The following is a 23,585-nucleotide window of genomic DNA, read 5'->3' as shown; positions in this document are numbered from 1 at the left end:
CGGAGGCAGCCATGAGGACAAAGCCTTGGGGCAGCATCCTCAGCAAGCGACTACTCGCTGGGGTTGCTTCTGTTGCGCTGGTCACACCGTTCCTGGCCGCGGCCTCCGCGTCCGGATCGGACCCGCAAAACCGCTACCTCCTTTCAGTTGCAGGGGAAAACCTGTCCGCCGTATCCGCCGATGTCACCCACTCCGGCGGGCAGGTCCTGCAATCGTTCCCGGTCGCCGGCGCCATGCTGGTGACTCTGCCCGCCGGAACGCCTCCTCCTGCCGGGACAGTCGCTGTCCCCGACCAGGCGATGACGTTCAACGGCAGTACGACCGAAGCCTCCGCAGCTCCGGTCAGCACTTACCGCGAGACGATCCGCACCCCTGACTCCGCCACGGGGTCCGGGGTGACGGTCGCTCTCGTCGACACCGGGGTCGCCGACACCGGTGAAGTGGACGTCGAGCACGTGAACGTCTCCGGCGGGCAAGCCGGTGACGGGCTGGGGCACGGCACCTTCCTGGCCGGGCTGATCGCCGGCAACGGTGCATCCTCCGATGGTGCTTACCAAGGTGTCGCTCCCGACGCCAAGGTGCTCGACGTCCAGGTGGCACTTCCCGATGGCACCACGTCGTTGTCCAAGGTCTTGGCCGGCTTGCAGGCTGTCGCGGATCGTCGAGCCACCGACGACAGCGTCAAAGTACTGTCCCTGGCCCTGTCCACGGGAAGCCCGCTCCCTCCGTACCTCGATCCGCTGACTCGCGGGCTGCGAACGCTGTGGGCCGACGGAGTCACCGTGGTCGTGGCCGCGGGTAACGACGGCTTCAACTCCGTGACTTCTCCCGCCGCCGATCCGGCCCTGCTCGCTGTCGGTGCCACCGATGACCGCAAGACCACCGACCCCGCCGACGATGCCGTCGCGGACTTCTCAGCCTGGAGCAACTCGTTCGGGATCATGCGACCTGACGTCGTCGCACCCGGCGTGTCCCTGGTCTCACTGCGCGCCGAGGGTTCGTTGGCCGACGTCGAGAACCCAGAAGCTGTCGTCGGTGAGAAGTACTTCAAGGGAACCGGGACCTCGATGTCCTCCGCCGTCACCACTGGTGCAGCGGCTGCCCTGCTCGGCGCTCGCGAGTCACTCAAGCCTGACGACGTCAAGCGTCTTCTCATGGGGACTGCCTTCACCTCAGACTCCCTGTCCGTGCGCAATGGCGCTGGCTCCGGTCAACTCGATCTGACCACCGCCGTCGGCACCGACCTGGACGCCACCAAGCCGCTGCGGTACGACTGGGAAAAGGGCGCCTACGCCCCTGATGAGGCTGACGCCGCTGCTTGGGCCGCCTTCGCCGCCGCCTGGGAGGCCGGAGACCTCAAGGCCGTCGTTGCGGCCTGGGTGGCTCTGACCCCGCAGACCCGCCGCTGGGCAGCAACCGCTTGGTCCCTGGCTGTCCTGACCGGGGGACTCACGTCCGATGACGACGAGTTCGTCGGACGCCGCTGGGCCGGCCGGCGCTGGGCCACCGAGGACTGGAACGGACGTCGGTGGGCCGACCAAGATTGGGTCGGACGTCGCTGGGCCACCATCGATTGGGAGGGTCGTCGCTGGGCACAGGACACCTGGTTGACCGGTGCATGGGAGGGTCGTCGCTGGGCGGGTTCCGACTGGCTCGCCTTCGCATGGACGACCCGGGTGTCGGCTGACGACATCGGAAAGCTCTGGTCGGAGGACTGGCAGGGGCGCCGCTGGGCCACCGATGGCTGGACCGGACGCCGCTGGGCCGAGTTGCAGTGGGGCGGACGTCGCTGGGCCACCAGTGATTGGGTAGGACGCCGCTGGGCCACCGAAGCTTGGGCCGGACGCCGCTGGGCCGACTTCACATGGGACGGACGCCGCTGGGCCACCGAAGCCTGGACCGGACGCCGCTGGGCCGACTTCACATGGGACGGACGCCGCTGGGCCACCGAAATCTGGACCGGACGCCGCTGGGCCGTGACAGGCTGGGGTCGGTAACACCCAGCCCGGAGGCCAGATGACCCAGACTCCCCAAATGGGTCTGCAGGTTCCTGCGCCCTCACCCTCGAGTCACCGAGTGCGTTCGTCTCGCGCCTTGGTGCTTGGCGTGGTGGTGGCGGGGGTTCTGTCCGTGGCTGGTGCCCTGGTCTGGTTCGAGGCGCACCCCACTCCCGATGGCCTCATCAGATGGGATCAGACTCCACTGGTCGCGGCCCTGCTGATCGTCGCCGTTGTCTCTGAGTTGATGTTTTTCCCTGTTCGTCACGGCGACGGATTCGAGGAACTGACGTACTTCGAGTTCGTCATGATAGGGGCTCTGCTGCTTTTCACTCCCAGCGTCGCCCTGCCGTTGCTCGTGGCCGGCACGATCATCGCCGAGTGGATCCTGCGTCGGCCGCCCATCAAGCGACTGTTCAATGCCGGGTCCTACGGAATCGCCACGAGCGCGCTATTCGTCAGCTACTGGGCGCTGGCCGATCACGGCGATCTCTTCAGCGCCCAGTCCATCGTCGCTCTCTTCGTCGCGGCACTCATTTGGGGCACGATCAACATGCTCCTACTCAGTTGGATACTCCAGGTAGCTGAGAACATCCCGATCCGGGAATTCCTGACCGACAAGGGTCAATGGATCCCTACCCTCATCGTTGCATTCCTGTCAGTCAGCGTGGCGGCGAGTTTCGTGGCACTCATCCCGGTGGCACCCACGCTGACCGTGTTCACGGTTGTCCCCACAGCGGTCCTTTGGTTCGTTTACCAGGCAGCACAACGCCGCAGTGAAGCTGTCGAGCGCCTTCGGTACATGGTCGCGTTGTCCAACACTCTCTCCATGCCCCAGGATCCGGTCCAGTTGACCCGGACCGCAGCGGACTCCGTGCGTCGCGTCTTCGGTGCCGAAGATGTTCTGATCGTCGTCGGAGCAATGAGCTACCTCGGCTCGCGAGACGCAGGTGAAGTCTCGAGCTCACCGGCTCAGCCCACAGAACTGCAGTTGGCAGCCACCGCTGACCGCACTGCTCGCCCGATCACCGCCGCCTTGGTGCCGACGGGATGGCGCGACGGCGTAGTCATCACTTTGGACCTTGGTGAGCATGAGGCCGCCGCACTCGCTCTCGGAGCATCCTCGGGACTCTCGGGTCTTGAACGGCGGATGCCCTGGGCCCGTGGTGGTCGGAACTCCTGGGCTCTCAAGGGCGAAGACGCTCCCGTCCTGACGAGTCTCGCCGGTTCCCTATCCAGCGCGATCCGGGCGAGTCAACTCCTCGCCGATCTCCGCGGTGAGACCGCCAAACTCACTGCCGTTGTCGACAACGCCAACGATGGCATCGCGGTGTTCGACGGAGTTGGCAGTGTGGTGCTGTGGAGCCCGGCGATGGAGTTCATCACCGGCGTCTCGCAGTCGGTTGCACAGGATCCCGCGGCAGTCGCCGAGTTGGAGGGTCTGCAGGTCTTGGCTGAGCTGCGAGGCAGTGACACCGGGGCCGAGGGCCGGTTCGTGACCATCACCCGGACCGATGACGAGCTTCGCGAACTCAACGTCGCAGTCGTGCCGCTGGACGATGAGGCCCAACTGTCCGTGATGACCGTCCGCGACGTGACCCAGCAGCGTCGCGTGGAGCGGATGAAGTCCGACTTCATCGCCACCGTGTCCCATGAACTGCGAACCCCCATCACACCGATCAAGGGCTACGCCCGCCTACTGGCCACTCGATGGGAGCGCATGACGCCGGAGAAGCGATCGACGGTGCTGGAGACGATCGAGGAACGAGCCAACCACCTGTCCCGCCTCGTCGATGACCTACTCCTGGCCTCGCGAGTCTCCGAGATCGACGAGACCCGACTCGACGTCGACCTGACTGACGCGGATCTGTCCGACCTGATCGAGGAGACCATGGACACGTTCCCGAATCTGGCGAAGCGAGTGCAGATCGTGGGCACCGATGTCACCGTACGGTGCGACCGAGGGCGGGCGGTGCAGTGTCTGTCCAACCTGATCGGCAACGCCGGCAAGTACTCCCCCGACGACGCGGCCATCCAGGTGGAGTACGGGCGCACGGACGGACAGCCGTGGGCTGTCGTCGCTGTCACCGACCATGGTCGCGGAATCCCGGCAGACGCCTTGGAGCGAGTCTTCGAACGCTTTTACCGCGTCGAGGATCCGATGACCATGACAACCGGGGGCAGCGGGCTGGGGTTGTTCATCTCACGGGAGTTGGCCCGTGCGATGGGCGGGGACATCTCCGTAGAGTCGGAGTTGGGCAAGGGCAGTACATTCCGACTTAGGCTTCCAGTGTCCGAGGAGACAACATGACCCAGATTCTCGTTGTGGACGACGAGCCCACGGTGCGCTCACTCGTCCGCGACGTCCTGGAGCTCGAGGGTCACGTTGTCATCGAAGCCGCAGACGGGCCCTCGGCACTCGAAGCCGTGAACGACCAGCAACCCGACCTCATCGTGCTCGACATCATGATGCCGGGCATGTCCGGACTGGATGTGCTGCGGACTTTGCGCCAGACCCGTTCGGCTAATGACCTGCCCATCATCTTGTTGACAGCGGCCGCCGACGACGACACCACATGGGCGGGGTGGACCGCCGGGGCATCGGTGTTCCTGCCCAAGCCTTTCGACCCCAACCACCTGCTCGACTGGGTGGACCGCCTCATCCCGGGATCCGAGGAGTCGGGGGGGTCGGAATCGGACCCCTCGGCAACTGAGATCATGAAGGAGTTCGGCGGATTGGGTGGTAACGACTGATGAAGCAGATCACGACAGAACGACTTCCCTCGGTCTTGGCCCGGCTCAAAGAAGACCCCCGAGTCGTGGTGTCGGGCAACTTCGCGACTCCGACACACCTGCTGAAGGCGGTGGACAAGGGTCTGCCCGAGTACAAGCTCCACATGCTCAACGCCCACGGCCATCTGCCCCATCGTTCAGGCGTCAAGCACGAGACCACCTTCGTCGGGCCGGGCATGCGCAAGACCCCCGGGCTGCTCTACGTCCCCTGCCGCCTGAGTCTGGTCCCGATCCTGTTCCACCGACGGCTGCCCCCCGACTTGATCCTGATCCACACGACGCCACCGGAGAACGGCCATGTGAGCCTGGGTCTCGAGGTCAATATCCTGCCCGCCGCCATCGAAGCGGTCCGCAAACGGGGCGGACTGGTCATCGCGCAGGTCAACAAGCACATGCCCTACACGTACGGAGACGCCCAAGTCGACGTCGACGACATCGACTACTTCCTCGAAGTCGACGAGCCCCTCAACGTCAACCCACCGGGCAAGTTGGGCGACACCGCACGACTCATCGGCGACCGCATCGCGCAGCGGGTGCCCAACGGGGCCACCTTGCAGTTGGGGATCGGCGGCGTACCCGACGCCGTACTCGCCGGACTGACCGGTCACGACGGGCTGAAGATCTGGAGCGAGATGTTCAGCGACGGTGTTCTCGCCCTCGCCCGCAAGGGTTGTCTGAGCGAATCCCAGCCGCTGATCGCCTCATTCCTCTTCGGCAGCCAGGAGTTGTACGACTGGGTCGACCACAACCAGCGCGTCCGCATGATGCGCACCGAGGTCACCAACGATCCCGGCCGGATCGCCAAGCAGACCATCATGACCTCGGTCAACGGGGCGCTTCAGGTGGATCTGTCCGCGCAGGCCAACGCCTCGCGGATCAATGGGCGCATCTACTCGGGCTTCGGCGGTTCCACCGACTTCATCGTCGGTGCCCTGCACTCGCGCGGAGGTCATGCCTACATCGCATTGCCGTCGTGGCACCCCAAGGCCAACATCTCGACGATCGTGCCGCGGATCCAGGAGCCGGTGACCTCGTTCCAGCACTCGGCCGTCGTGACCGAAGTGGGTATGGCCCGCGTGTTCGGCAACACCGAAGCCGAGCAGACCCGCCAGATCATCGAACACTGTGCCCACGAGTCGGCTCGCGAGGGCCTCTGGGAGTCCGCGAAGGAGATGGGCCGGGCCTGATGCCGGAGATCCCCGAGATCGAAGGCCTGCTCACCTACGTGACGCCCCGGCTGTCCGGATCCGTCATCACCGACGTCCAGGTCGGCGCCATCAGCGCGATCAAGACGGCCGACCCCCCAGTCAGTGCCCTGCGTGGTTGCCGGGTGATCGGTCTGCAACGATTCGGGAAGTTCCTGGTCCTCGACCTCGTGGATCCCGACGGCAGCCCGCTGTACCTGGCGATTCACCTCGCCCGCGCGGGGTGGCTCGCGTGGTCGGATTCCCCGTCGCGGCAGCCGGTGAGGATGGGTCGTGGCCCTCTTGCCGCCCGACTCACCTTCGCCGACGATGGCGGCTCGGTCGTGGGCGGATTCTCCCTGACCGAGGCTGGGACCCAGAAACGGCTTGCCGTGTATGTGGTGCACGACCCGGCAGAGGTACCCGGGATCGCCCGCCTTGGCCCCGACCCTCTCGCCGACACCTTCACTGCCCAGAGCCTGGCCGACATCTTGGCCGCTGCGGGCAGGAGGCACCTGAAGACCGTCCTGCGGGATCAGTCCGTCCTCGCCGGGGTGGGTAACGCCTACTCCGACGAGATCTTGCACAAGGCCCGGCTCAGTCCGGCTGCCGGCGCCGATTCGCTGACTGACGAACAACGCGCAGCACTGTTCGCGGCACTTGAGTCGGTCCTCGCCCAAGCAGTCACCTCGGCCCGAGAGTTGCCTCCCTCCGAGTTGAAGGACGGCAAGCGCTCCAGCATGGCCGTTCACGGTCGGACGGGGCAGCCGTGCCCGGTCTGTGGCGACACCGTTCGTGAGGTCGCCAGCGCGGACTCGTCGTTCCAGTACTGCCCCACGTGCCAGACCGGGGGCAAGCCGTTGGCCGACCGCCGACTGTCCCGACTCCTGAAGTAGCCCGACTCCCGAAGAAGCCCGACTCCCGAAGAAGCCCAACTCCCGAAGAAGCCCGACTCCTGAAATTGGCGCCGTCACCCGTGGCCTGTGGGACCGTGGCACGGTGTTCCGGGTCCTGGTCGTGTGCACGGCGAACATCTGCCGCTCACCTGCCACCGCCACTCTGCTGCGCCGTGCCTTCAGTGCCGTCCACCTGGACACTCACATCGCGGTGACTTCCGCGGGCGTGGCGGCCACCGCAGGCTCACCCGCCTGCGACCTCAGCAGTGCGCTGGTCGGGGAGTTCGTCGCCCGCTCCTATGCCGGACAGGTCGGGACACCCCCACCGGCTCACCCGCACGGTGCCCGACGGATCTCGCCGGACATGCTCGCCCAATCCGATCTCGTGTTGTGTCTCGACCGATCTCACCTCGCCGAGGTGCTGCCCCAATTCCCCGAGGTGCAGGCGAAGACGTTCACGCTGAGACAAGCCGCACGTTTGTCGCAAGTAGTCGCCGGGTACATCGCCCCTGGACAAAAGCCCCCCGGATCGATCCTGATGCCCACCGGCGTCGAGGAGCGGCTGCGTTGGTGGGTCTCCGCGATGGATTCAGTCCGTGGGCAGATGCCGCCGGTGACTGGCCATTCCGAGGCCTCCCACCGGAATCCGCTCTCGTGGAGCGACCACGATGTTCCCGATCCACACGTGCTCGGATATCAGGTGCACGGGGCGGCAATAGAACTGGCCGAGGCGGCGGTCGGGCAGATCGCGACCGTTGTTGACCAAGTCGTGGCCTTCGGGCGTGATGGAGCGGCTGGGACAGCGACCCAGGACATTTAGTATGGGCAGGTTGCCCATGAGGGAGGTTGGTGTGTCGGACACGCCACGGATCAGTCAGAACTCGGTACTGGACGTGCTGGAGGCCGAGGCCATCCACGTCTTCAGGGAGACGGCGGCGGCCTTCCGCAATCCCGTTCTGCTGTACTCGATCGGCAAGGACTCCTCAGTGCTGCTGCATCTGGCGGTCAAGGCCTTCGCGCCGGCTCCGATCCCGATGCCGGTCATGCATGTCGACACCACGTGGAAGTTCCGCGAAATGATCGACTTCCGCAACCAGCGGGCCGAGGAGCTCAACTTAGACCTGCGGATCGCAACGAACGACGAAGCCGTCGCAGAAGGCATCAGCCCCTTCACCCATGGCACTCACGAGTACACGCGCATCATGAAGACCGTCGCCCTGCGCGAAGGCCTCGACAAGTACAAGTTCGACGCCGCTATCGGCGGATCACGCCGCGACGAAGAACGCAGTCGCGCCAAGGAGCGCATCTTCAGCCTCCGCGAGCCCGGCCACCGGTGGGACGCCCGCAAGCAGCGCCCCGAGTTCTGGCGCACCGCCAACACCCGGCTCAGCGAGGGTCAGACCATGCGCGCCTTTCCTATCTCGAACTGGACCGAGATGGACGTGTGGCACTACATCCGCCGCGAGAACATCCCCATCCCCGAGCTCTACTTCAGCAAACCGCGACCGGTGGTGGAACGCGACGGCGTGCTGATCATGGTCGACGACGAGCGGTTACCGCTGCGTGAAGGCGAAGAACCCATGATCCGCAACGTGCGGTTCCGGACCTTGGGCTGCTACCCGCTCACGGGTGCCGTCGAATCCGAGGCCGCCGACCTCGACACCCTCATCACCGAGATGGGGCAGGCCAAGATGTCGGAGCGCGCCGGGCGCCTGATCGACGGCGAAGGAGCCTCGTCCATGGAGGCCAAAAAGGCGGAGGGCTACTTCTGATGACCGCATTGATCGTTTCCGAGACCGACTCCCTGCAGCGCGCGGCGGACATGAAGTCCGCCGTGCTGCGCATGGTCGCCTGCGGCTCCGTCGACGACGGCAAGTCCACCCTGATCGGACGCCTGCTCGTCGAGACCGACTCCGTACCCATCGATCAGTTGGAGTACGCCCGGACCACCCGTCGGGGCGGATCCACCATCCCCGTCGGCGAGATCGACTACTCACTACTCACCGACGGGCTCGAGGCCGAGCGCGAACAGGGCATCACGATCGACGTCGCCTACCGGCACCTCAATCTGCCCAGCGGTCGCCGGGTCATCATCGCCGACGCCCCCGGTCACGAGCAGTACACCCGCAACATGTCCGTGGCCGCCTCCAACGCTGATCTGGCAGTCCTGCTCGTCGATGCCGCGCGCGGCCTGCGGCCCCAGACCTACCGCCATCTCACCGTATGCGCCCTGATGGGAGTCACCAGCGTGGTGGTCGCCATCAACAAGATGGACCTCGTGGGCTTCGAACACGCCACCTTCGAGGAGCTGTCCGGCGGGGTCCGGGCAGCAGCGGCTCGGCTCGGCATCGACGAGGTGACCGCCATCCCGGTCAGCGCTGTCACCGGCGCCAACGTGATCGACTCCGACCTCGAGACGATGCCCTGGTACCACGGACCCACGGTCATGGACGCCCTCGTGGCGTGGGAGCCCACCGATCGGGACACCGCTGATCCGTTCCGCATGCCGGTGCAGTTGATCAGCCGCGCCGAAGGCAACTTCCGCGGCTACTCCGGCACCGTCGTGGCCGGAGAGGTCCGGCCCGGCCAGATCATCGCGGTGGCCGACTCCGGACAGACCGCGACCGTCGACCGGATCGTCACCTACGACGGCGACCTGGCGGTGGCGACCGTCGGACAGACTGTCACCATCACGCTCGATCGCGAGGTCGACATCACCCGAGGCGATCTGCTGTGTGCTGCGGGCGAAGGCCAGGCCAAGCCCGCCGACCGTTTCGCCGCCGACCTTGTGTGGACCGGTGAAGAACCCCTTGCCCACGGCCGCTCCTACCTGCTGTACATCGGCCCCAAGGTTGTGCCCGCCACGGTCACATCTGTCCGTCACCGCCTCGACGTCGTGACCGGCAACCATGACGCTGCCCGGTTGCTCAACATGAACGACATCGGCCGTGTCGAGTTGGCCACCGACTCTCCGATCCCGCTGGACGAGTACGACCTGTGCCGCGACACAGGCGGGTTCCTGCTGGTCGACCGGGTCACCAGCGACACTGTCGCCGCCGGCCTGACCCGCCATGCGATGCGGCGTGCGTTCAACGTGACTCCGCACGACTACGCGGTCGACCGCGAAGCGCGCCAACGGCTCAAAGGCCACTCACCTCGCGTGGTGTGGATGACCGGTCTGTCCGGCTCGGGCAAGTCCACGATCGCCGACGCCACCGTCGCCATGCTGCACGCGCAGGGTGTCCACACCTACGTGCTCGACGGCGACAACGTGCGCACCGGTCTGAATCGCGATCTCGGTTTCACGCCGGAGGATCGCGCCGAGAACGTGCGCCGAGTGGCCGAGGTTGCGAAGTTGATGGCCGACGCCGGTCTGGTCGTGATCGTCGCGCTCGTGTCCCCGTACCGTTCGGACCGCCGCGCCGCTGCGGAGATCTTCGACGCGGGCGAGTACCTCGAGGTCTACGTCGACACCCCGCTCGAGGTCGCCCAGGCGCGGGACCCGAAGGGCCTGTACCGCAAGGCCGCCGCCGGCCAGTTGCCGAACATGACCGGTGTCGGGCAGGACTACGAGCCCCCTGAGCACCCCGACGTTCACCTGAACGGACAGGACGCAGTGGCAGTGTCCGCGGAGAAGCTCGCGCGGGCCGTCCTGGGCGAGTGACTCCCGCAGGCTGCCGGGCGGCACCGTGCTGATCCTGCTGCCGCCGTCCGAGGGCAAGACCCCCGCACCCAAGCGGCGGCGGCCGGTTGACGTGAGCGCTTTGTCGTTCCCCGACCTGACCGATGCACGCGTCCAGGTCGGTGACGCACTGGCCGCAGTCAGCGCTCGATCTGACGCCCTCGAGGTCCTGGGGGTTGGTGCATCCGTCGAGGACGACGTCCGCGCGAACATCGACCTGTGGAGCGCGCCGGCCGCGCCGGCCGGTCAGATCTACTCCGGCGTGCTGTACGACGCCTTGGACCTGGCCACTGTCTCCCCTCAGGCGCGACGCCGCGCCACCAACTGTGTCCTTGTCGTCTCGGCTCTGTGGGGGGCGATGAGGCTGACTGATCGGGTCCCGGCCTACCGCCTGTCCATGACTGTGGACCTGCCGGGCATCGGGCCGCTGGCGAGATTCTGGCGACCACACCTGGAGTCCGTCCTTGACTCGTCGTCCGAGCGCACGGTGGCAGTGGATTGTCGTTCGGCTCCCTACCGGGCCGCCTGGCCCGGGGATCCGACGCGGACCGTCCACATCAGTGTGCTCAGCGCGGACTCGCGGACCGCCGTATCACACATGGCCAAGCACACTCGGGGCTTGGTGGCGCGGCACCTGTGCGCGCGCTCCGGGACCCAGCCCCGCTCCCCGGAGAGGCTCGCCGAAGCCGTCGGCGAAGTCTTCGAGTGCGCGTTGACGCCACCACGCACCGGCCGAAGCCCCTGGAACTTGCAGGTCGTCCAGCCCTGACCAGACCCGCCCACGATCGTCACCCGTAGCGATGCGCCGGCACTGCGAACCGCGGTCCCCGCCGCGGTCGGGTCACTCGGGACAGTTCGAGCATCCGCACTGCGCGGTAGCGATGCCCGGTGTACGGCTGCAGTAGTGCCAGCATCTGTTCGTCGTCCCCGTCGAAGGAACCGGTGAGGGCGTACACCAGGTCCGCAGCGAGGTGGAAGTCCCCGACGCTCACCGCATCGGGGTCGCCGAGCGCGCGCTGAGCGACCTCCGCGTAAGTCCAGTCGCCCACTCCGCGCACGCACGTGAGCAGACGGCGGGCCTCGCTCGAAGCCTCATGGGGCAAGCGCCACAGGACATGGGGGATCGCGGCCAGACGCATGATCGTGTCCGACCTGGTTCGGTCCACGGCATTGCGGCGCCACCACCACGAGGGAACCCGGCGAACCGTCTGGGGATCCGGAAGGACCCGCAGTCCCTCGGGCGCCGGCCCCGGCGCCGGTTCCCCGAACTCGCGGGCGAGGGCGTGCCAGGCCCGCTTCGCCTCCAGCCCGGTCACCTTCTGTTCCAGCACGGCGGCGACCGCCGACTCCCACACGTTGTGAGCCCTGGGTACCCGCCAACTGTTCCGGTGCCGACGCCAGTGGTCCGCGACCAGGCCCGGGGCAGGGTCGAACGTGGCCCAGCCGTGGTCGTTGGCGCCGATCAGGTCCGGCGTTCGGGTTGCCATCCACTCCGCTCCTGGACCCCAACAACTGCTCGCCACCCGGGCATCGGCCACGACTAGCCGCTGAGTGACGGGGCCGTCGGGAGTCACGGCGGTACGCCAGGCGACCGTGCCGTCCAGCCGCAGCGTGGGATCAGTCCTGCCGCGCAACATCGGGCGCAGGATGGCGTTCAGGTCGGGCGTGAACCCCGGTGAGACGTGCGACTCGACAGCGGCCACGTCAGTAATGCGTGACACGATAGGGCGCACCCTCGGCGTCGTATGTCGTCCACTCTCCGACCCGCTCGCCGGCCCGGAACGAGCCGGATCGCTTCAGCGTTCCATCGCGGCGAAACCACTGCCAATCGCCTGACATCCGGTCGCCTCGGATCTTGCCTTTGGCCTTGAGGAACCCGTTGTCGTAGAACTCCTTGGTCACTCCGGAGGCTTTCGGGTAACTGTCGTTGATCTCCTGGATGCGTGCCTTGAGGATTCGCCTCAGGGGTGGGGCCGGAAACGGATCGGAGCGGGGGAACTGGACGGTGCCTTTCGACGTCGTGAAGTTCGCGAGATCGGCGGCCAAGGCAGTGACGATGGACCCGCTGTAGGGGAACAGGCTGTTGTGGTTGCGGAACCCCTCCACACCCACGACGGCAACCCCGTCGATGGTGAAGGTGGGCATCCCGTATTTGAGTTCCGGGGCCGCTCCAGGCAGCGCGGCTCGGATCGTCTCGCACGTGCGCTCAAGAGCCGCGCGCTGTTCTGGTGCAAACCGGTCCAGATGGTCGTCGATCACATCGTTCGCCATACGCGAGACCCTACGCTCTGATCACCGAGCTCATCTCCGGCCCTATACCCCCTAGGGTATGATCTTCTCCATGCGTCGTACCCTCACCATCGCCCTTGGCTCCCTGGCTGTCTCGGCCGTGCTTCTCGCCGGTTGCAGTTCCGCCGCCGACACCGCCGTGGCCCCACCGGCTGGCGCGGCCACGGAACAGGTGGCAGGTGTGCAGAAGGTCGGGCCCGAGGAGTTCGACGCCGCCATCAAGCAGGGCGCCACAGTCATCGACGTGCGCACGCCGGCCGAGTTCTCCTCCGGTCACCTCGAGGGCGCAGTCAACATCGATATCGCCAGTCCCGATTTCGCGGCACAGATCGCTGAACTGGACCCCAAGAAGACCTACGCGGTCTACTGCCGCTCCGGGAACCGATCCGGCGTCGCCACCACGCAGATGCAGAACGACGGCTTCGTGTCCCTGTACGACCTTCAGGGCGGGATCGGGGCCTGGCAGTCCGCCGGCTTCCCGGTTGTCTGATACGACACATCTTGGCCACGGGACGGCGCGGGCGTTTGCCCGCTGGATCACTCGGGCATAAGAAGCCCATGAGGTTCACCGCTTCCGATCATTGATCTTCTTGCGGTCACCCGCTCCGGACACCGATTACGGGGGTGCCCGGATCGACACAACAAGCACATGAACGAGGGCAACGCCTGGAGGGTTGCCCTCGTTCAGTCATGTGTGCCTTCACCAGTCGTCTCGATCGATGTATCCCTTTCGCGTCCTCCTGCGTCTATGAGGCACAACCCAACAACGTGGAGGAAATCATGAAGACCAACGAAAGCAGCATCGACCGAGGCATCCGAGTAGTGGTCGCCGTCGTGGCAGCCATCGCGGCGTACCTGGTCGGCTTCGGTTCCATCGTCGGAATCATCCTGCTTGTCGTCGCGGCCGTCATGCTCGTGACCGCGGCCGTGGGCTTCTGCCCCCTGTACCGCGTCTTCGGAATCAGCACCTGCAAGGTGCCGCAGAACAAGAAGGTCCCGGCGCACCAGTGACCACACAGTGGCGGCGGCGAGCATCAGGCCCGCCGCCGTCACTGTCGCCACTGCCCACCTCCTATCGTCTCCCTCATGGACCGCAATGAACTCGCCCCCTTGCTCACTGCAGCGATCCCCGGGCTGCTCCGATATGCACGGTCCATCACGGCGGACGAGACCCTGGCCGAGGATCTCGTCTCCGACACCCTCGTGCGAGCCTTGGAACGGTCGGAGAGTTTCCGCGGCGATGCTGCCCTCCAGACCTGGCTGCACCGCATCCTGCACAACCTGGCGGTGGATGCGTTCCGCCGGCAGCGGGAGTTCGCCACCGAAGACGTCGTCGACCAAGTCGAGCAGGACTGGCGCGACGATGCGTACACCGTCGATGCGGCCACGGTCGTGGCGCGAGCCGAGACCTCCGACGAGTTGCTCGATGCGTTGGTCCGGCTGCCCTTCGATTACCGGGCCGCGGTCGTCCTGCACGACGCTCACGGCCTGACGAACCAGCAGGTCGCCGAGGTCCAGGCGGTGAGTCTGCCCGCTGCGAAACAACGGCTGCGGAGAGGACGCATGATGCTCGTCAGCGCTCTGGCCCAAGGCGCCGAGCGGCGCGCTGCTTTGAAAGGCGTCCCGCTCGGATGCTGGGAGGCGCGAGCGAAGGTCAGCGATTACCTCGATGACGACCTGCCCCAGTCCGACCGCAAGCTGCTCGAGGCTCACTTGGACACCTGTCCGACCTGCCCGCCGCTCTATGCGTCATTGGTGGGAGCCACCGAAGCGCTGAAGGCGGGTGGCCGCGATCCGGATTCCGTGATCGACCCGGCCGTGCTGTCCCGGATCAGCGAGCGCGCCCGGGCCTGACATCGGCTGCACCGCTCCTCCGGCTACTACAAGCTTCGGATGCTGTGATCCAGTCGCTACCGCCCGACCCAGCCGATCGTCCACACCGCCGCATGCGGTCGCACCACCGATCCAGGTAGCGATTCAGGCTCGCCGCGACCGTTGCTCCCGGACGTCGACGACCGCCTCGACGAGTTGAGCGCCTTCCGCCTGATCGGCCACCTCGGGCCGCTCGGTGAACATCCATTCAAGGATCGTGTCCGTGACCAGGGCTGGGTCTTCGAGTTGCGGGACATGGCCGACATGGTCCATGACCTCGAAGCGCCATGAGTCGTACTTCTGCGCAGCTTCGTCGGCCTGTCTGATCGAGACGAGGCGGTCGTGGCGGCCGTGGATAAGGAGCACCGGCGATCGGACGCCCTCCAGTTGGGCGACGTACCAGGGACTGGTGATCGCGAAGACCACCGAGCGCGCGGCTTGCACGAGCGCGTTGTGATTGCCCGAGAATCTGCGCCGTTCCTCGGCCAGCGCGGTCGCCGCGTGCCGGAACTCGTCGGGAATCTTGGTCGGGTCCAACGCCACGAGGCGCAGCATCCGGCCCACTTGGCGTTCGGCAGAAGCGAACCGCGTCCACAGGGACACCACGGCGCTTCCGAGGCCAGGGGTGGCCAGCACGGCGAACTCCACGGCGCGACGAACGTCCTTGAGCACGAGTCCCGTCAGCGGCAGCGCAGGACCGATCAGCACCAAACCGGCGACGGAATCCGGGCGCTTGGCCGCTTGGAGCAGCGCGATCAACCCACCCATGGAGTTGCCGATCACCACAGCTGGTTCGCCCACGACCTCGCGCATGAAGTGGTCCACGACGCGACGGTTGGCGCCGACCGTCGCGGAACGACCCAGGACAGGAGTGCGGCCATGCCCGATCAGATCCACGGCGTAGATGCGGCATTCAGCAGCCAGCAGAGCGGCGATGAGGTCGAAACTGATCGCCGAACCACCCAGACCGTGGACACACACCACGAGCGGCCCATCCCTGCGGCCCCCGTAGTCGAGGTAGTGGACCGGACCGTCGTAGTCGAAGTACCGCGAGGTGCCTGCCGGTCCCCGGGCCGCAGTGTCGGCCATACATCTGCTCCTCACGTCGTGCGCCACGCGCGTCACAGTGCGCGCGGCCCTCGTGCCGTCCCAGTGTGACACCGCACTCGCGGGAGTCCCGACCGCACCTGGCTCGGAAGAGAGGCCCCGGTTGATCCGGGATCGGTCACAGGAACTTGTCGGCGATGCGATCGACCGTCGCAGGGTCGTCATCCCAGACCGGATCGTCGGGACGTGGATCGTGGAAGACGATGTCGGTGAACCCGAGGGCCTCATACCTGGCCACGAAGTCGGTGAAAGCAGCCAGGTCCGCCAATGGTCGTTCGGCCCGGTTGCTGAGCAGGAAGATCCGCTCGATCGAGGCCGGGTCGCGGCCTTGGTCGGCGCAACTCCGGTCGAGTAGTGCAGTCTGTCGACGCATCGCCTCTTCGCAACTGGCGGCCGTCGGTGCGGGCTCCGTCGGTTCGCCCTCGGTGATCCACGCGTCACCGAACTCCGCGGCGACGGCGATCGTCTTCGGCCCGGTGGCCGCTATCGCCAGGGGGAGGCGCGGTCGCTGGACACAGCCGGGGATCATGCGGGCTTCATTGACGGAGTAACGCTCGTTGTCCGTGGTGTAGGTGGGGTTGCGCAGCAGTCCATCGAGAACGGTCACGAAGTCGGAGAGTCGGGTGGCGCGCTGGCCTGGGGTCAGGATCGGGTCGTCGAAGACGGTCGCGTCGAAGCCGACACCTCCGGCGCCCACACCTAAGGTGAGCCGTCCGGCGGACACATGGTCCAGCGACATGGCGTCCTTGGCCAAGGTGACGGGGTGCCGGAAGTTGGGTGACGTCACCATCGTGCCGAGGCGGATGGTGGTGGTGGCTGCGGCGATCCCGGTCAGCCAGGGGATGGCCGCATGCCATGGCTTGTCCTGGTATCGCTGCCAGGACAGGTGGTCGTACGTCCACAGGTGTGCGTAGCCCAGGGCCTCCAGGTGTTGCGCCCGAGCGACTGTGACGGGCCAGGAATCTGTGGGGATGAGCAGGACACCGAGGCGCACGACTGGATCCTGTCACGCGCCGTACAGACAACGAGGCCCTGCCCCGGGGGTGTGGGGCAGGGCCTCGTGTCACGGGATCCGGAGTAGCCTCCGGATCACCGTCGTGATCGAGATCAGAAAGCGCTCTCCGGCAGCTTCATGATGTCGAGATCAGTGTTCAGGGCAGCGACCTTCTCCGCAGTCAGCAGCGGCAGCCGGTTGTGGGCGAACCACTTGGCGGCCTCGACCTTGCCGGTGTAGAAGTCCTTGTCCTTGTCCGAGGCACCGGCAGCCAACGCCGCAGCAGCGACTTCGGCCTGGCGCAGCAGGAGCCAACCGATCACAAGGTCGCCGACCATCATCAGCAGGCGGGTGGTGTTGAGGCCGACCTTGTAGATCTCGTCCACGTCGGTCTGCGAGGCCATGGCCCACTCGCCGAGTTTGCCGATGGTGGCCTGGACATCCTCCAGCGCGGTGTTGAGCAGTTCCCGCTCTGCCGCGAGCTGGTCGCCGTCGGCGCCGCCCTTGACGGTCTCGGTGATCTGGCCCGCCAGGTGGAAAACGGCCTTGAACTGGTCGCGGACCATCTTGCGGAAGAAGAAGTCCAGACCCTGGATGGCGGTCGTGCCCTCGTAGAGGCTGTCGATCTTGGCGTCGCGGATGTACTGCTCGATCGGGTAGTCCTGCAGGAAGCCGGAACCACCCAGCGTCTGCAGAGACTGGGCCAGCATCTCGTAGGAGCGCTCCGAACCGACACCCTTGACGATGGGTAGGAGCAGATCGTTCATCCGCTCAGCCATGTCGACATCGATGTCCTCCGCGCCGTGCTCGGCGGCGGCGATGCGGTCCTGCCACGAGGCCGTGTAGGACACCAGGGCGCGCATCCCCTCGGCGTACGTCTTCTGCAGCATCAGCGAACGGCGTACGTCGGGGTGATGGATGATCGACACGCGCGGGGCGGTCTTGTCCAGCATCTGGGTCAGATCCGCACCCTGAACGCGATTCTTGGCGTAGTCCAAAGCATTCAGGTAGCCGGTGCCGAGGGTGGCGATCGCCTTGGTGCCGACCATCATGCGGGCGTACTCGATGACCTTGAACATCTGTGCGATGCCGTCGTGCACGTCACCGACGAGCCAACCGATGGCGGGCTCCTTGTCGCCGAACGTGATCTCGCAGGTCGTGGAGACCTTCAGACCCATCTTCTTCTCGACGTTGGTGACGTAGGCGCCGTTGCGCTCGCCCAGTTCGCCGGTGTCGGGGTCGAAGTGGTACTTCGGCACGACGAACAGCGACAAGCCCTTGGTGCCCGGGCCGCCCGCACCCTCGACACCCACGGGGCGTGCGAGGACGAGGTGGACGATGTTGTCGGACATGTCGTGCTCGGCCGACGTGATGAAGCGCTTGACGCCTTCGATGCGCCAGGAGCCGTCCTCGTTCGGGAAGGCCTTGGTCGTGCCCGCACCGACATCGGAGCCGGCGTCAGGTTCGGTGAGCACCATGGTGGCGCCCCACTGGCCCTCGATCATGCGCTCGGCCTGCTTCTTCTGGACCTCGTTGCCCAAGTCATAGAGGATTCCGGCGAATCCGGGGCCGGACATGTACATGAACGCGGCCGGGTTGGCGCCCAGGACCAGTTCGGCCACTGCCCAACGCAGGCTCGGCGGTGTCGAGATGCCGCCGATCTCGGGCTGGATCTCCATGCGCCAGCCCTCGGCGTCCATGAGCATCTGGTAGCTGCGCTTGAAGTCCTCGGGCATCGTGACCGAGTAGGTCTTCGGGTCGTAGACGGGCGGGTTGCGGTCCGCGCTGGCGAACGTGTCCGACAGCGGGCCGGTCGCCAGTTCGTTGGTCTCGCTTGAGGAAGTCCTTGGCCGTGGCGACGTCCATGTCCTCGAACGCTGCTGTGCCCATCCAGTCGCCGGCACCGAAGACCTCGAAGAGGTTGAACTCGATGTCGCGCAGGTTGCTCTTGTAATGGCTCATGCCGGATCCCTTCCAGGAACGGCGCCCCACCCCCGAGGCACCGGCAGGCGGGTAGGTTACCCGCCAGTAACTCCAATCATGCTACTCGCCAGTAACCTGCGCAAGACGCGGGGGTGTGCCGTGCGTCGCACTCTCGGCGAACCGGCTGCCATGGCGCGCCCGACGGCCCCGGTGCGGCAGGATGTCCCCATGGCCACGTCCGCGGATCAGCAGCCGCCGCGCGAACTGCCGCCGGGAGTCGACGCGGTTGCCGCCAACGCTGATTCGGTGACGCCGATCCCGCCGCCGCTGAGTTCTGTCCCGACCACCAAGACCGTCCTGACTGCGGGCTGGGTGACCGGATCGACGGCGGGGATCGTGTGTCTGCTGATCCGCCTCATCAGTGGCATCTTCGGCGTCGACTATTTGGTGGCCCGCCCGGGATCGGACCAGATGGAGCCGGTGCCGTGGCTTGTGGTGCTGCTTCTGCCCCTGGTGGTCGGCGTGGTGGGTTCGCTCATCGCGGCGATCTTCTTGGGAGTGCGGGGCTGCCAGCGGTGGACCTTCTGGCTCGGCACCGCCGCCATGCTCGCGTCGCTGTCCGGGCCGTTCCTCCAACCCGGTGCGGTCACCTGGCCCACGCGGATCTGGCTGGGGGTCATGCACGTGGTGACCTGGGCGATCATCGTCCCGCAGGTGGCGCGGGTCGTCGGTGACAGTGACCCCAGAGTCACCGCCGGGTACCGCGAAGTTCTCACCTGACCCGGTTGGCTCTCGATTCACCACTTCGTTCGCCGCGGAGACATCCGGTCGCCGCGGATACATCCGGCCGCCCCGCGATAGCCGGTTCGGTCCGACTACTCCGGCGCAGGATGTGATGTCGCCGCATTTGGCGACATGACGTCCTTGGTTGGCGGGGTTGCGGCAATCGGTCGGCGAGCTCAGGCACCAATCGCTGCCGCGCGTGTTGCGCGTGGTGCGCCGGTCCCCCGCCGACTCCAGCCCGCAAACCGGGGCTCCACACCTGACCTGCGACCTCGCGCACAGAGTGCCGTTTGTCGGCCACCTCGTGCCGCGTGGCGGCCACATACGGCGAGATCACGGCGGCCGACGCGGTGACGACTCAGAGAACCAGGCGCTGGGACTCAATCGGCAGGGCCAGGGCGGCCATGACTCCGACAGCTGCAGCGTGATCCAACACGAATCCGGAGTCGTACCTGCCCGCCCCGCTGATCAAGCCCCGCCGATCGCGGGCATCCCGCCACAGACGGTCGGTGTACTGGGTCACGACGTCCTGCCAGCGGCCGGTCCCCGTCACCGCGTCGAGCCGGAGCAGAGCGCGTAAGTAGATCGCATTGAAAGCCAGGGCATGCCGCCAGAATCCCGTTTCGCCGAAGTGATCCTGGACGGACTCCGCGAGAGCTTCGGCCGGGCGCAACAGACCGCGCTCGATCCGCAGTTGGATCGCCAGGCCCTGGTTGTAGGTGAACACTGAAGGATCGACTTCACCAGACGGTGAGACACGATCGGCGATCAGACCTTCGGCATCACCGAGTTCGTGGTCGAGGAACTCCCCCGCGGCGTCAGCCAGTGGATACCGTCGCCCGTCGAAATGACCGACCGCGGCAGCGAGCAGACCGGTCGATCCGGTGGAGCACGCGTTCAGGTCAGAGCCTCCTTCGACCCACAGCACACCGCCGTCCCGGCGCACTCCCTGACTGACGAATTTCAGCGAGGCCCGGGCCCGGCGTGCCCACACGGACCTCGTCTCCCCCGCCGAGGCCCCACCCGCCGTGGTCCCCCCCGCCGTGGCCCTACCCGCCGGGAGGGCGCCATCCGCGTTCCCAACCGCCGATGTCTCGCCCACCGCGGTCTCACCAACCGCGAGCAGGGCGCGCTGGGCACACGCGAGACCGATCCAGGCGTTGTCGTCGAAGTACCGGGTGCCCCCCAGGGCAGAATCGGCGAACCCGTCGGCCTTGCGGAAGCGGCGCAACGACCGCCACACCTGATCAGGACCGTAAGCACGGGTCGGGACTCCCGCCGCGGCGAGCAGCGCGGCGGCGTGCAGCACCTGACTCATCGGCCAAGCGGCGACCATCGCGATCCGTCCGGGTTCATGGATGCGGGGCCCGCGCAGACCGGGGCTGCGGGTGGCGGCGATGAGGGCCTGCCAGGCCTCGTCCGCACGCTCGGCCCAGTCGACCATCAGGTCAGGACGGGATAGACCGTTCCGGTGTTCTCACCGGTCTCGTAGATGACTGACGGTGGTCCGACGATGTTGGGATCGGGGGTGCCGACGACGGATTCGTCCTTCTCCGGGTAGTCCATCTGCGCGAGGACCCAGCGCATCGCCTCGAGCCGGCCGCGCTTCTTGTCGTTGCTGCGCACGACAGTCCAGGGGGCCCAGTCCGTGTCCGTGTACCAGAACATGGCCTCCTTGGCCTCGGTGTAGGAGTCCCAGCGGTCCAGCGAGGCGAGGTCCATCGGGCTGAGTTTCCACTGGCGTACGGGGTCGATGCGCCGGATCGTGAACCGGGTGACCTGTTCTTTGCGGGACACTGAGAACCAGAACTTGATCAGGGTGATGCCGGAGCGCACGAGCATCCGCTCGAACTCCGGGGCTTGCCGCATGAACTCCTGGTACTCGTCATCGGTGCAGAAGCCCATGACCCTTTCGACTCCAGCGCGGTTGTACCAACTGCGGTCGAACAGCACGATCTCGCCCTCACTGGGAAGGTGCGCCACGTAACGCTGGAAGTACCACTCGCCCTTCTCCTTCTCCGTCGGTTTGGTCAGGGCGACCACCGTCGCGCCACGGGGATTGAGGTGCTCCATGAACCGCTTGATGGTGCCGCCCTTGCCGGCGGCGTCGCGGCCTTCGAAGAGCATGCAGATTCGTTGGCCGGTGTCCTTGACCCAGCTCTGCATCTTCAGCAACTCGATCTGCAGGAGCCTCTTGGTCATCTCGTATTCGCGCCGGCTCATCCGCTTGTCGTAGGGGTAGCCCTCTTTCCAGGTGTCGACGGGGGTGCCGTCCGGCCCGATCAGAATGGGGTCGTCGACCTCGTCCCAGGTGCCGGTGACCGTCAGGCCGCGTTCCTCGAACTCGTCGTCGTCCAGATCCTGAAGCGACGCGATGATGTCATGGAGGTCCATGACGGCTTCGATGTCGAAGTAGTGGTCATCAGACACGGTGGCTCCTCGGTGGCTCCTCGATCGGCGGTTCCGCGCCGATGGGCGGTTCCGCCCCGACTGTAGGACCGGCGGGCGCGGCACGCGTGGCAGTACCGCTGTTGTTCACTTTCATTCTTGGCGCATGCTCGGCCATTCTTGGCGCATGCTCGGCGCACTCTCGGTGCGCCGACCCGGATCCGCTCAGTCGGGTCCAGCCGGAACTGGCCCGATCCGACCTGCGGTGGGCTGGTCCCGCGGTCGTCAGGTTCGGGCGGCGCCGAGCTCCTGCTCGAGGACGGACTCGGTCAGGGTGTAGCGGCTGATCAGCCACAGACTCAGACCCATGGCGACGGCGGGCAGGATCGACAAGGCGACGACGATGCCGGTCAGGGCGGTGTCGGTCTGAGTGGTTCCGGCGCCACCTTCGGAGGAGACGAACCCGAAGGCGCCCAGGATGAATCCGACGATTCCGGGTCCAATCGCGAAGGCGGCGGTCTCGCCAGCTGTCCACAGTCCGGTGAGCATGCCGCTGCGCCGCTCACCGCTTCGGGCCTCGTCGACGGAGACGGTGTCGGGGAGCATGGCCAGCGGGAACAGCTGCATGGCGGCGTATCCGATGCCCATGAGGGCCACGAGCGCGATGATCACACCGCTGGGCAAGATCCGGGCGGCGAGCAGCCCGATCACCCCTACGAGGTAGCAGACCGAGCCGATGACATAGCCGTGAGTTTTGTCGGTGCGTTTGCCGAGCCAGGCCCAGAAGGGCATGACCAGGATCGCGGGGCCGACGAGTGCCGCGAAGAGGATGGACTCCGACCCGGGGTTGTTCAGGATGTAGCGGGCGACATACGGGACGGTCGCCAGCATGGCCGCGTTGGCGAGCGCCTGGAGCACGAACGCACCCCACAACGGCATGAAGTAGTGGTTGCCGCGGGCTGCGCGGAAAGCGGTGAGCAGGCTGGTGCTCCCCGACGGGACGGAGGTCCGGGGCGCCTTGCGGGTACCGACGACGGCGACGAGCATCGTCACGCACATGAACAGCCCGATGACGACAGCCATGAGGGTGTGGCCCGCGTATCCGCCACCCCCGGCGTTGACGAGGACCGGGGCCAGCGAGCCGGAGATCAGGATGCCCAGGGTCAAGGCGACGATGCGGAAGGCGACGACAGAGGTGCGCTCCTTATAGTCGGACGTCATCTCTGCCGGCATGGAAACGTACGGGACCTGGAACAAGGCGTATGCGCTGGCCGCGATCAGGAACACGACCGCGACGATGATGGCGCTCGTCGTGGGGGACAGTCCGGCGGGAACCGAGAACAGCGCGATGAAGAAGATCGGAAGGATGATGGCACCGGCGAGCATCCACGGCCGGCGTGGTCCCATCCGACTGTTGGTGCGGTCGGACCAGCCGCCCACGATCGGGTTGAAGATGACGTCCCAGAACTTGGGGATCGCGACCGCGAGTCCGGCGATGGCCGCGGCGACCCCGAGGGTGTCTGTCAGATAGATGACCAGCAGGAATCCGGGAACCGTGCCGAACGTCCCGGTGGCGAGCGAACCGAACGCGTAGCCGATCTTCGTGCCCTTGCCCAGCTGCGGAGCCGACTGCTGATCAGTAGTCACATGCCGACCGTAGTGGACCAAGTGGGCGGT

General features: G+C 66.5%; 21 protein-coding genes and 1 pseudogene. 13 read left to right on the top strand and 9 right to left on the bottom strand.

Annotated elements, in window-relative coordinates; all coding sequences use genetic code 11:
* Positions 1 to 11 precede the first annotated feature (11 nt).
* From V9E98_06470 to V9E98_06430, 9 genes are all read left to right on the top strand, one after another.
* The gene (locus V9E98_06470) at positions 12 to 1,997 is read left to right on the top strand and encodes a S8 family serine peptidase (protein ID MEI2716624.1); all 1,986 of its coding nucleotides are present in this window, start codon (positions 12 to 14) and stop codon (positions 1,995 to 1,997) included.
* A gap of 79 nt (positions 1,998 to 2,076) precedes the next feature.
* Positions 2,077 to 4,308 carry an ATP-binding protein gene (locus V9E98_06465; GenBank protein ID MEI2716623.1) on the top strand — a complete coding sequence of 744 codons (2,232 nt, stop codon included), beginning with the start codon at positions 2,077 to 2,079 and terminating at the stop codon, positions 4,306 to 4,308.
* Positions 4,305 to 4,751 carry a response regulator gene (locus V9E98_06460; protein ID MEI2716622.1) on the top strand — a complete coding sequence of 149 codons (447 nt, stop codon included), beginning with the start codon at positions 4,305 to 4,307 and terminating at the stop codon, positions 4,749 to 4,751. Before V9E98_06465 ends, V9E98_06460 begins: the two co-directional genes overlap by 4 nt.
* The gene (locus tag V9E98_06455; GenBank protein ID MEI2716621.1) at positions 4,751 to 5,977 is read left to right on the top strand and encodes an acetyl-CoA hydrolase/transferase C-terminal domain-containing protein; all 1,227 of its coding nucleotides are present in this window, start codon (positions 4,751 to 4,753) and stop codon (positions 5,975 to 5,977) included. Before V9E98_06460 ends, V9E98_06455 begins: the two co-directional genes overlap by 1 nt.
* Positions 5,977 to 6,870 carry a DNA-formamidopyrimidine glycosylase family protein gene (locus V9E98_06450; GenBank protein ID MEI2716620.1) on the top strand — a complete coding sequence of 298 codons (894 nt, stop codon included), beginning with the start codon at positions 5,977 to 5,979 and terminating at the stop codon, positions 6,868 to 6,870. The genes V9E98_06455 and V9E98_06450 overlap by 1 nt, the downstream gene beginning before the upstream one ends.
* 103 nt (positions 6,871 to 6,973) lie before the next feature.
* Positions 6,974 to 7,690: a hypothetical protein gene (locus V9E98_06445; protein MEI2716619.1), complete on the top strand. Its 717-nt coding sequence runs from the start codon at positions 6,974 to 6,976 to the stop codon at positions 7,688 to 7,690.
* A 31-nt stretch (positions 7,691 to 7,721) separates the two neighbouring features.
* A complete protein-coding gene (gene cysD, locus V9E98_06440) occupies positions 7,722 to 8,642 on the top strand; it encodes a sulfate adenylyltransferase subunit CysD (protein MEI2716618.1) in 921 nt (306 codons plus the stop codon).
* A complete protein-coding gene (gene cysC, locus V9E98_06435) occupies positions 8,642 to 10,534 on the top strand; it encodes an adenylyl-sulfate kinase (GenBank protein MEI2716617.1) in 1,893 nt (630 codons plus the stop codon). The genes cysD and cysC overlap by 1 nt, the downstream gene beginning before the upstream one ends.
* A 25-nt stretch (positions 10,535 to 10,559) precedes the next feature.
* A complete protein-coding gene (locus V9E98_06430) occupies positions 10,560 to 11,321 on the top strand; it encodes a peroxide stress protein YaaA (protein MEI2716616.1) in 762 nt (253 codons plus the stop codon).
* Positions 11,322 to 11,340: 19 nt separating this feature from the next.
* Here V9E98_06430 and V9E98_06425 read toward each other — a convergent pair whose 3' ends face one another.
* Together V9E98_06425 and V9E98_06420 are read right to left on the bottom strand one after the other, a co-directional pair.
* A complete protein-coding gene (locus V9E98_06425) occupies positions 11,341 to 12,273 on the bottom strand; it encodes a hypothetical protein (protein ID MEI2716615.1) in 933 nt (310 codons plus the stop codon).
* Entirely contained in the window at positions 12,257 to 12,823 is a 567-nt protein-coding gene (locus V9E98_06420; protein MEI2716614.1) for a DUF1801 domain-containing protein, read from the bottom strand. Before V9E98_06420 ends, V9E98_06425 begins: the two co-directional genes overlap by 17 nt.
* A gap of 70 nt (positions 12,824 to 12,893) precedes the next feature.
* Between V9E98_06420 and V9E98_06415 the strand changes: the two genes are divergently transcribed.
* The 3 genes from V9E98_06415 (at position 12,894) to V9E98_06405 (ending at position 14,695) form a co-directional block, all read left to right on the top strand.
* The gene (locus V9E98_06415) at positions 12,894 to 13,331 is read left to right on the top strand and encodes a rhodanese-like domain-containing protein (protein ID MEI2716613.1); all 438 of its coding nucleotides are present in this window, start codon (positions 12,894 to 12,896) and stop codon (positions 13,329 to 13,331) included.
* A 290-nt stretch (positions 13,332 to 13,621) separates the two neighbouring features.
* Entirely contained in the window at positions 13,622 to 13,852 is a 231-nt protein-coding gene (locus V9E98_06410; GenBank protein ID MEI2716612.1) for a DUF2892 domain-containing protein, read from the top strand.
* A gap of 75 nt (positions 13,853 to 13,927) precedes the next feature.
* Positions 13,928 to 14,695 carry a sigma-70 family RNA polymerase sigma factor gene (locus V9E98_06405; GenBank protein MEI2716611.1) on the top strand — a complete coding sequence of 256 codons (768 nt, stop codon included), beginning with the start codon at positions 13,928 to 13,930 and terminating at the stop codon, positions 14,693 to 14,695.
* 123 nt (positions 14,696 to 14,818) lie between these two features.
* Here the strand turns inward: V9E98_06405 and V9E98_06400 are convergent, their stop codons facing one another.
* From V9E98_06400 to V9E98_06385, 4 genes and pseudogenes are all read right to left on the bottom strand, one after another.
* Positions 14,819 to 15,802: an alpha/beta hydrolase gene (locus V9E98_06400; GenBank protein MEI2716610.1), complete on the bottom strand. Its 984-nt coding sequence runs from the start codon at positions 15,800 to 15,802 to the stop codon at positions 14,819 to 14,821.
* A 136-nt stretch (positions 15,803 to 15,938) separates the two neighbouring features.
* Entirely contained in the window at positions 15,939 to 16,814 is an 876-nt protein-coding gene (locus V9E98_06395) for an LLM class flavin-dependent oxidoreductase (GenBank protein ID MEI2716609.1), read from the bottom strand.
* Positions 16,815 to 16,927: 113 nt separating this feature from the next.
* A complete protein-coding gene (locus V9E98_06390) occupies positions 16,928 to 18,718 on the bottom strand; it encodes an acyl-CoA dehydrogenase (protein ID MEI2716608.1) in 1,791 nt (596 codons plus the stop codon).
* 1 nt (position 18,719) lies between these two features.
* Positions 18,720 to 18,776 (bottom strand): annotated as a pseudogene (locus V9E98_06385) (acyl-CoA dehydrogenase N-terminal domain-containing protein).
* A 120-nt stretch (positions 18,777 to 18,896) separates the two neighbouring features.
* Between V9E98_06385 and V9E98_06380 the strand changes: the two are divergent.
* Positions 18,897 to 19,517, top strand: a complete 621-nt coding sequence (locus tag V9E98_06380) for a DUF6069 family protein (protein ID MEI2716607.1) — start codon at positions 18,897 to 18,899, stop codon at positions 19,515 to 19,517.
* A 361-nt stretch (positions 19,518 to 19,878) separates the two neighbouring features.
* Here the strand turns inward: V9E98_06380 and V9E98_06375 are convergent, their stop codons facing one another.
* From V9E98_06375 to V9E98_06365, 3 genes are all read right to left on the bottom strand, one after another.
* A complete protein-coding gene (locus V9E98_06375) occupies positions 19,879 to 20,964 on the bottom strand; it encodes a hypothetical protein (protein MEI2716606.1) in 1,086 nt (361 codons plus the stop codon).
* Positions 20,964 to 21,950, bottom strand: a complete 987-nt coding sequence (gene ppk2 / locus V9E98_06370) for a polyphosphate kinase 2 (protein MEI2716605.1) — start codon at positions 21,948 to 21,950, stop codon at positions 20,964 to 20,966. Before ppk2 ends, V9E98_06375 begins: the two co-directional genes overlap by 1 nt.
* A gap of 243 nt (positions 21,951 to 22,193) precedes the next feature.
* Positions 22,194 to 23,555 (bottom strand): MFS transporter, encoded by a 1,362-nt coding sequence (locus V9E98_06365; GenBank protein ID MEI2716604.1) that lies wholly within the window; start codon positions 23,553 to 23,555, stop codon positions 22,194 to 22,196.
* Between the last annotated feature and the right edge of the window lie 30 nt (positions 23,556 to 23,585).

The sequence above is a fragment of the Candidatus Nanopelagicales bacterium genome (assembly GCA_037045355.1).
Taxonomy (GTDB): domain Bacteria; phylum Actinomycetota; class Actinomycetes; order S36-B12.
Note: the sequence above shows the minus strand (reverse complement) of the source record. Positions and strands in the feature narration are given on the sequence as shown.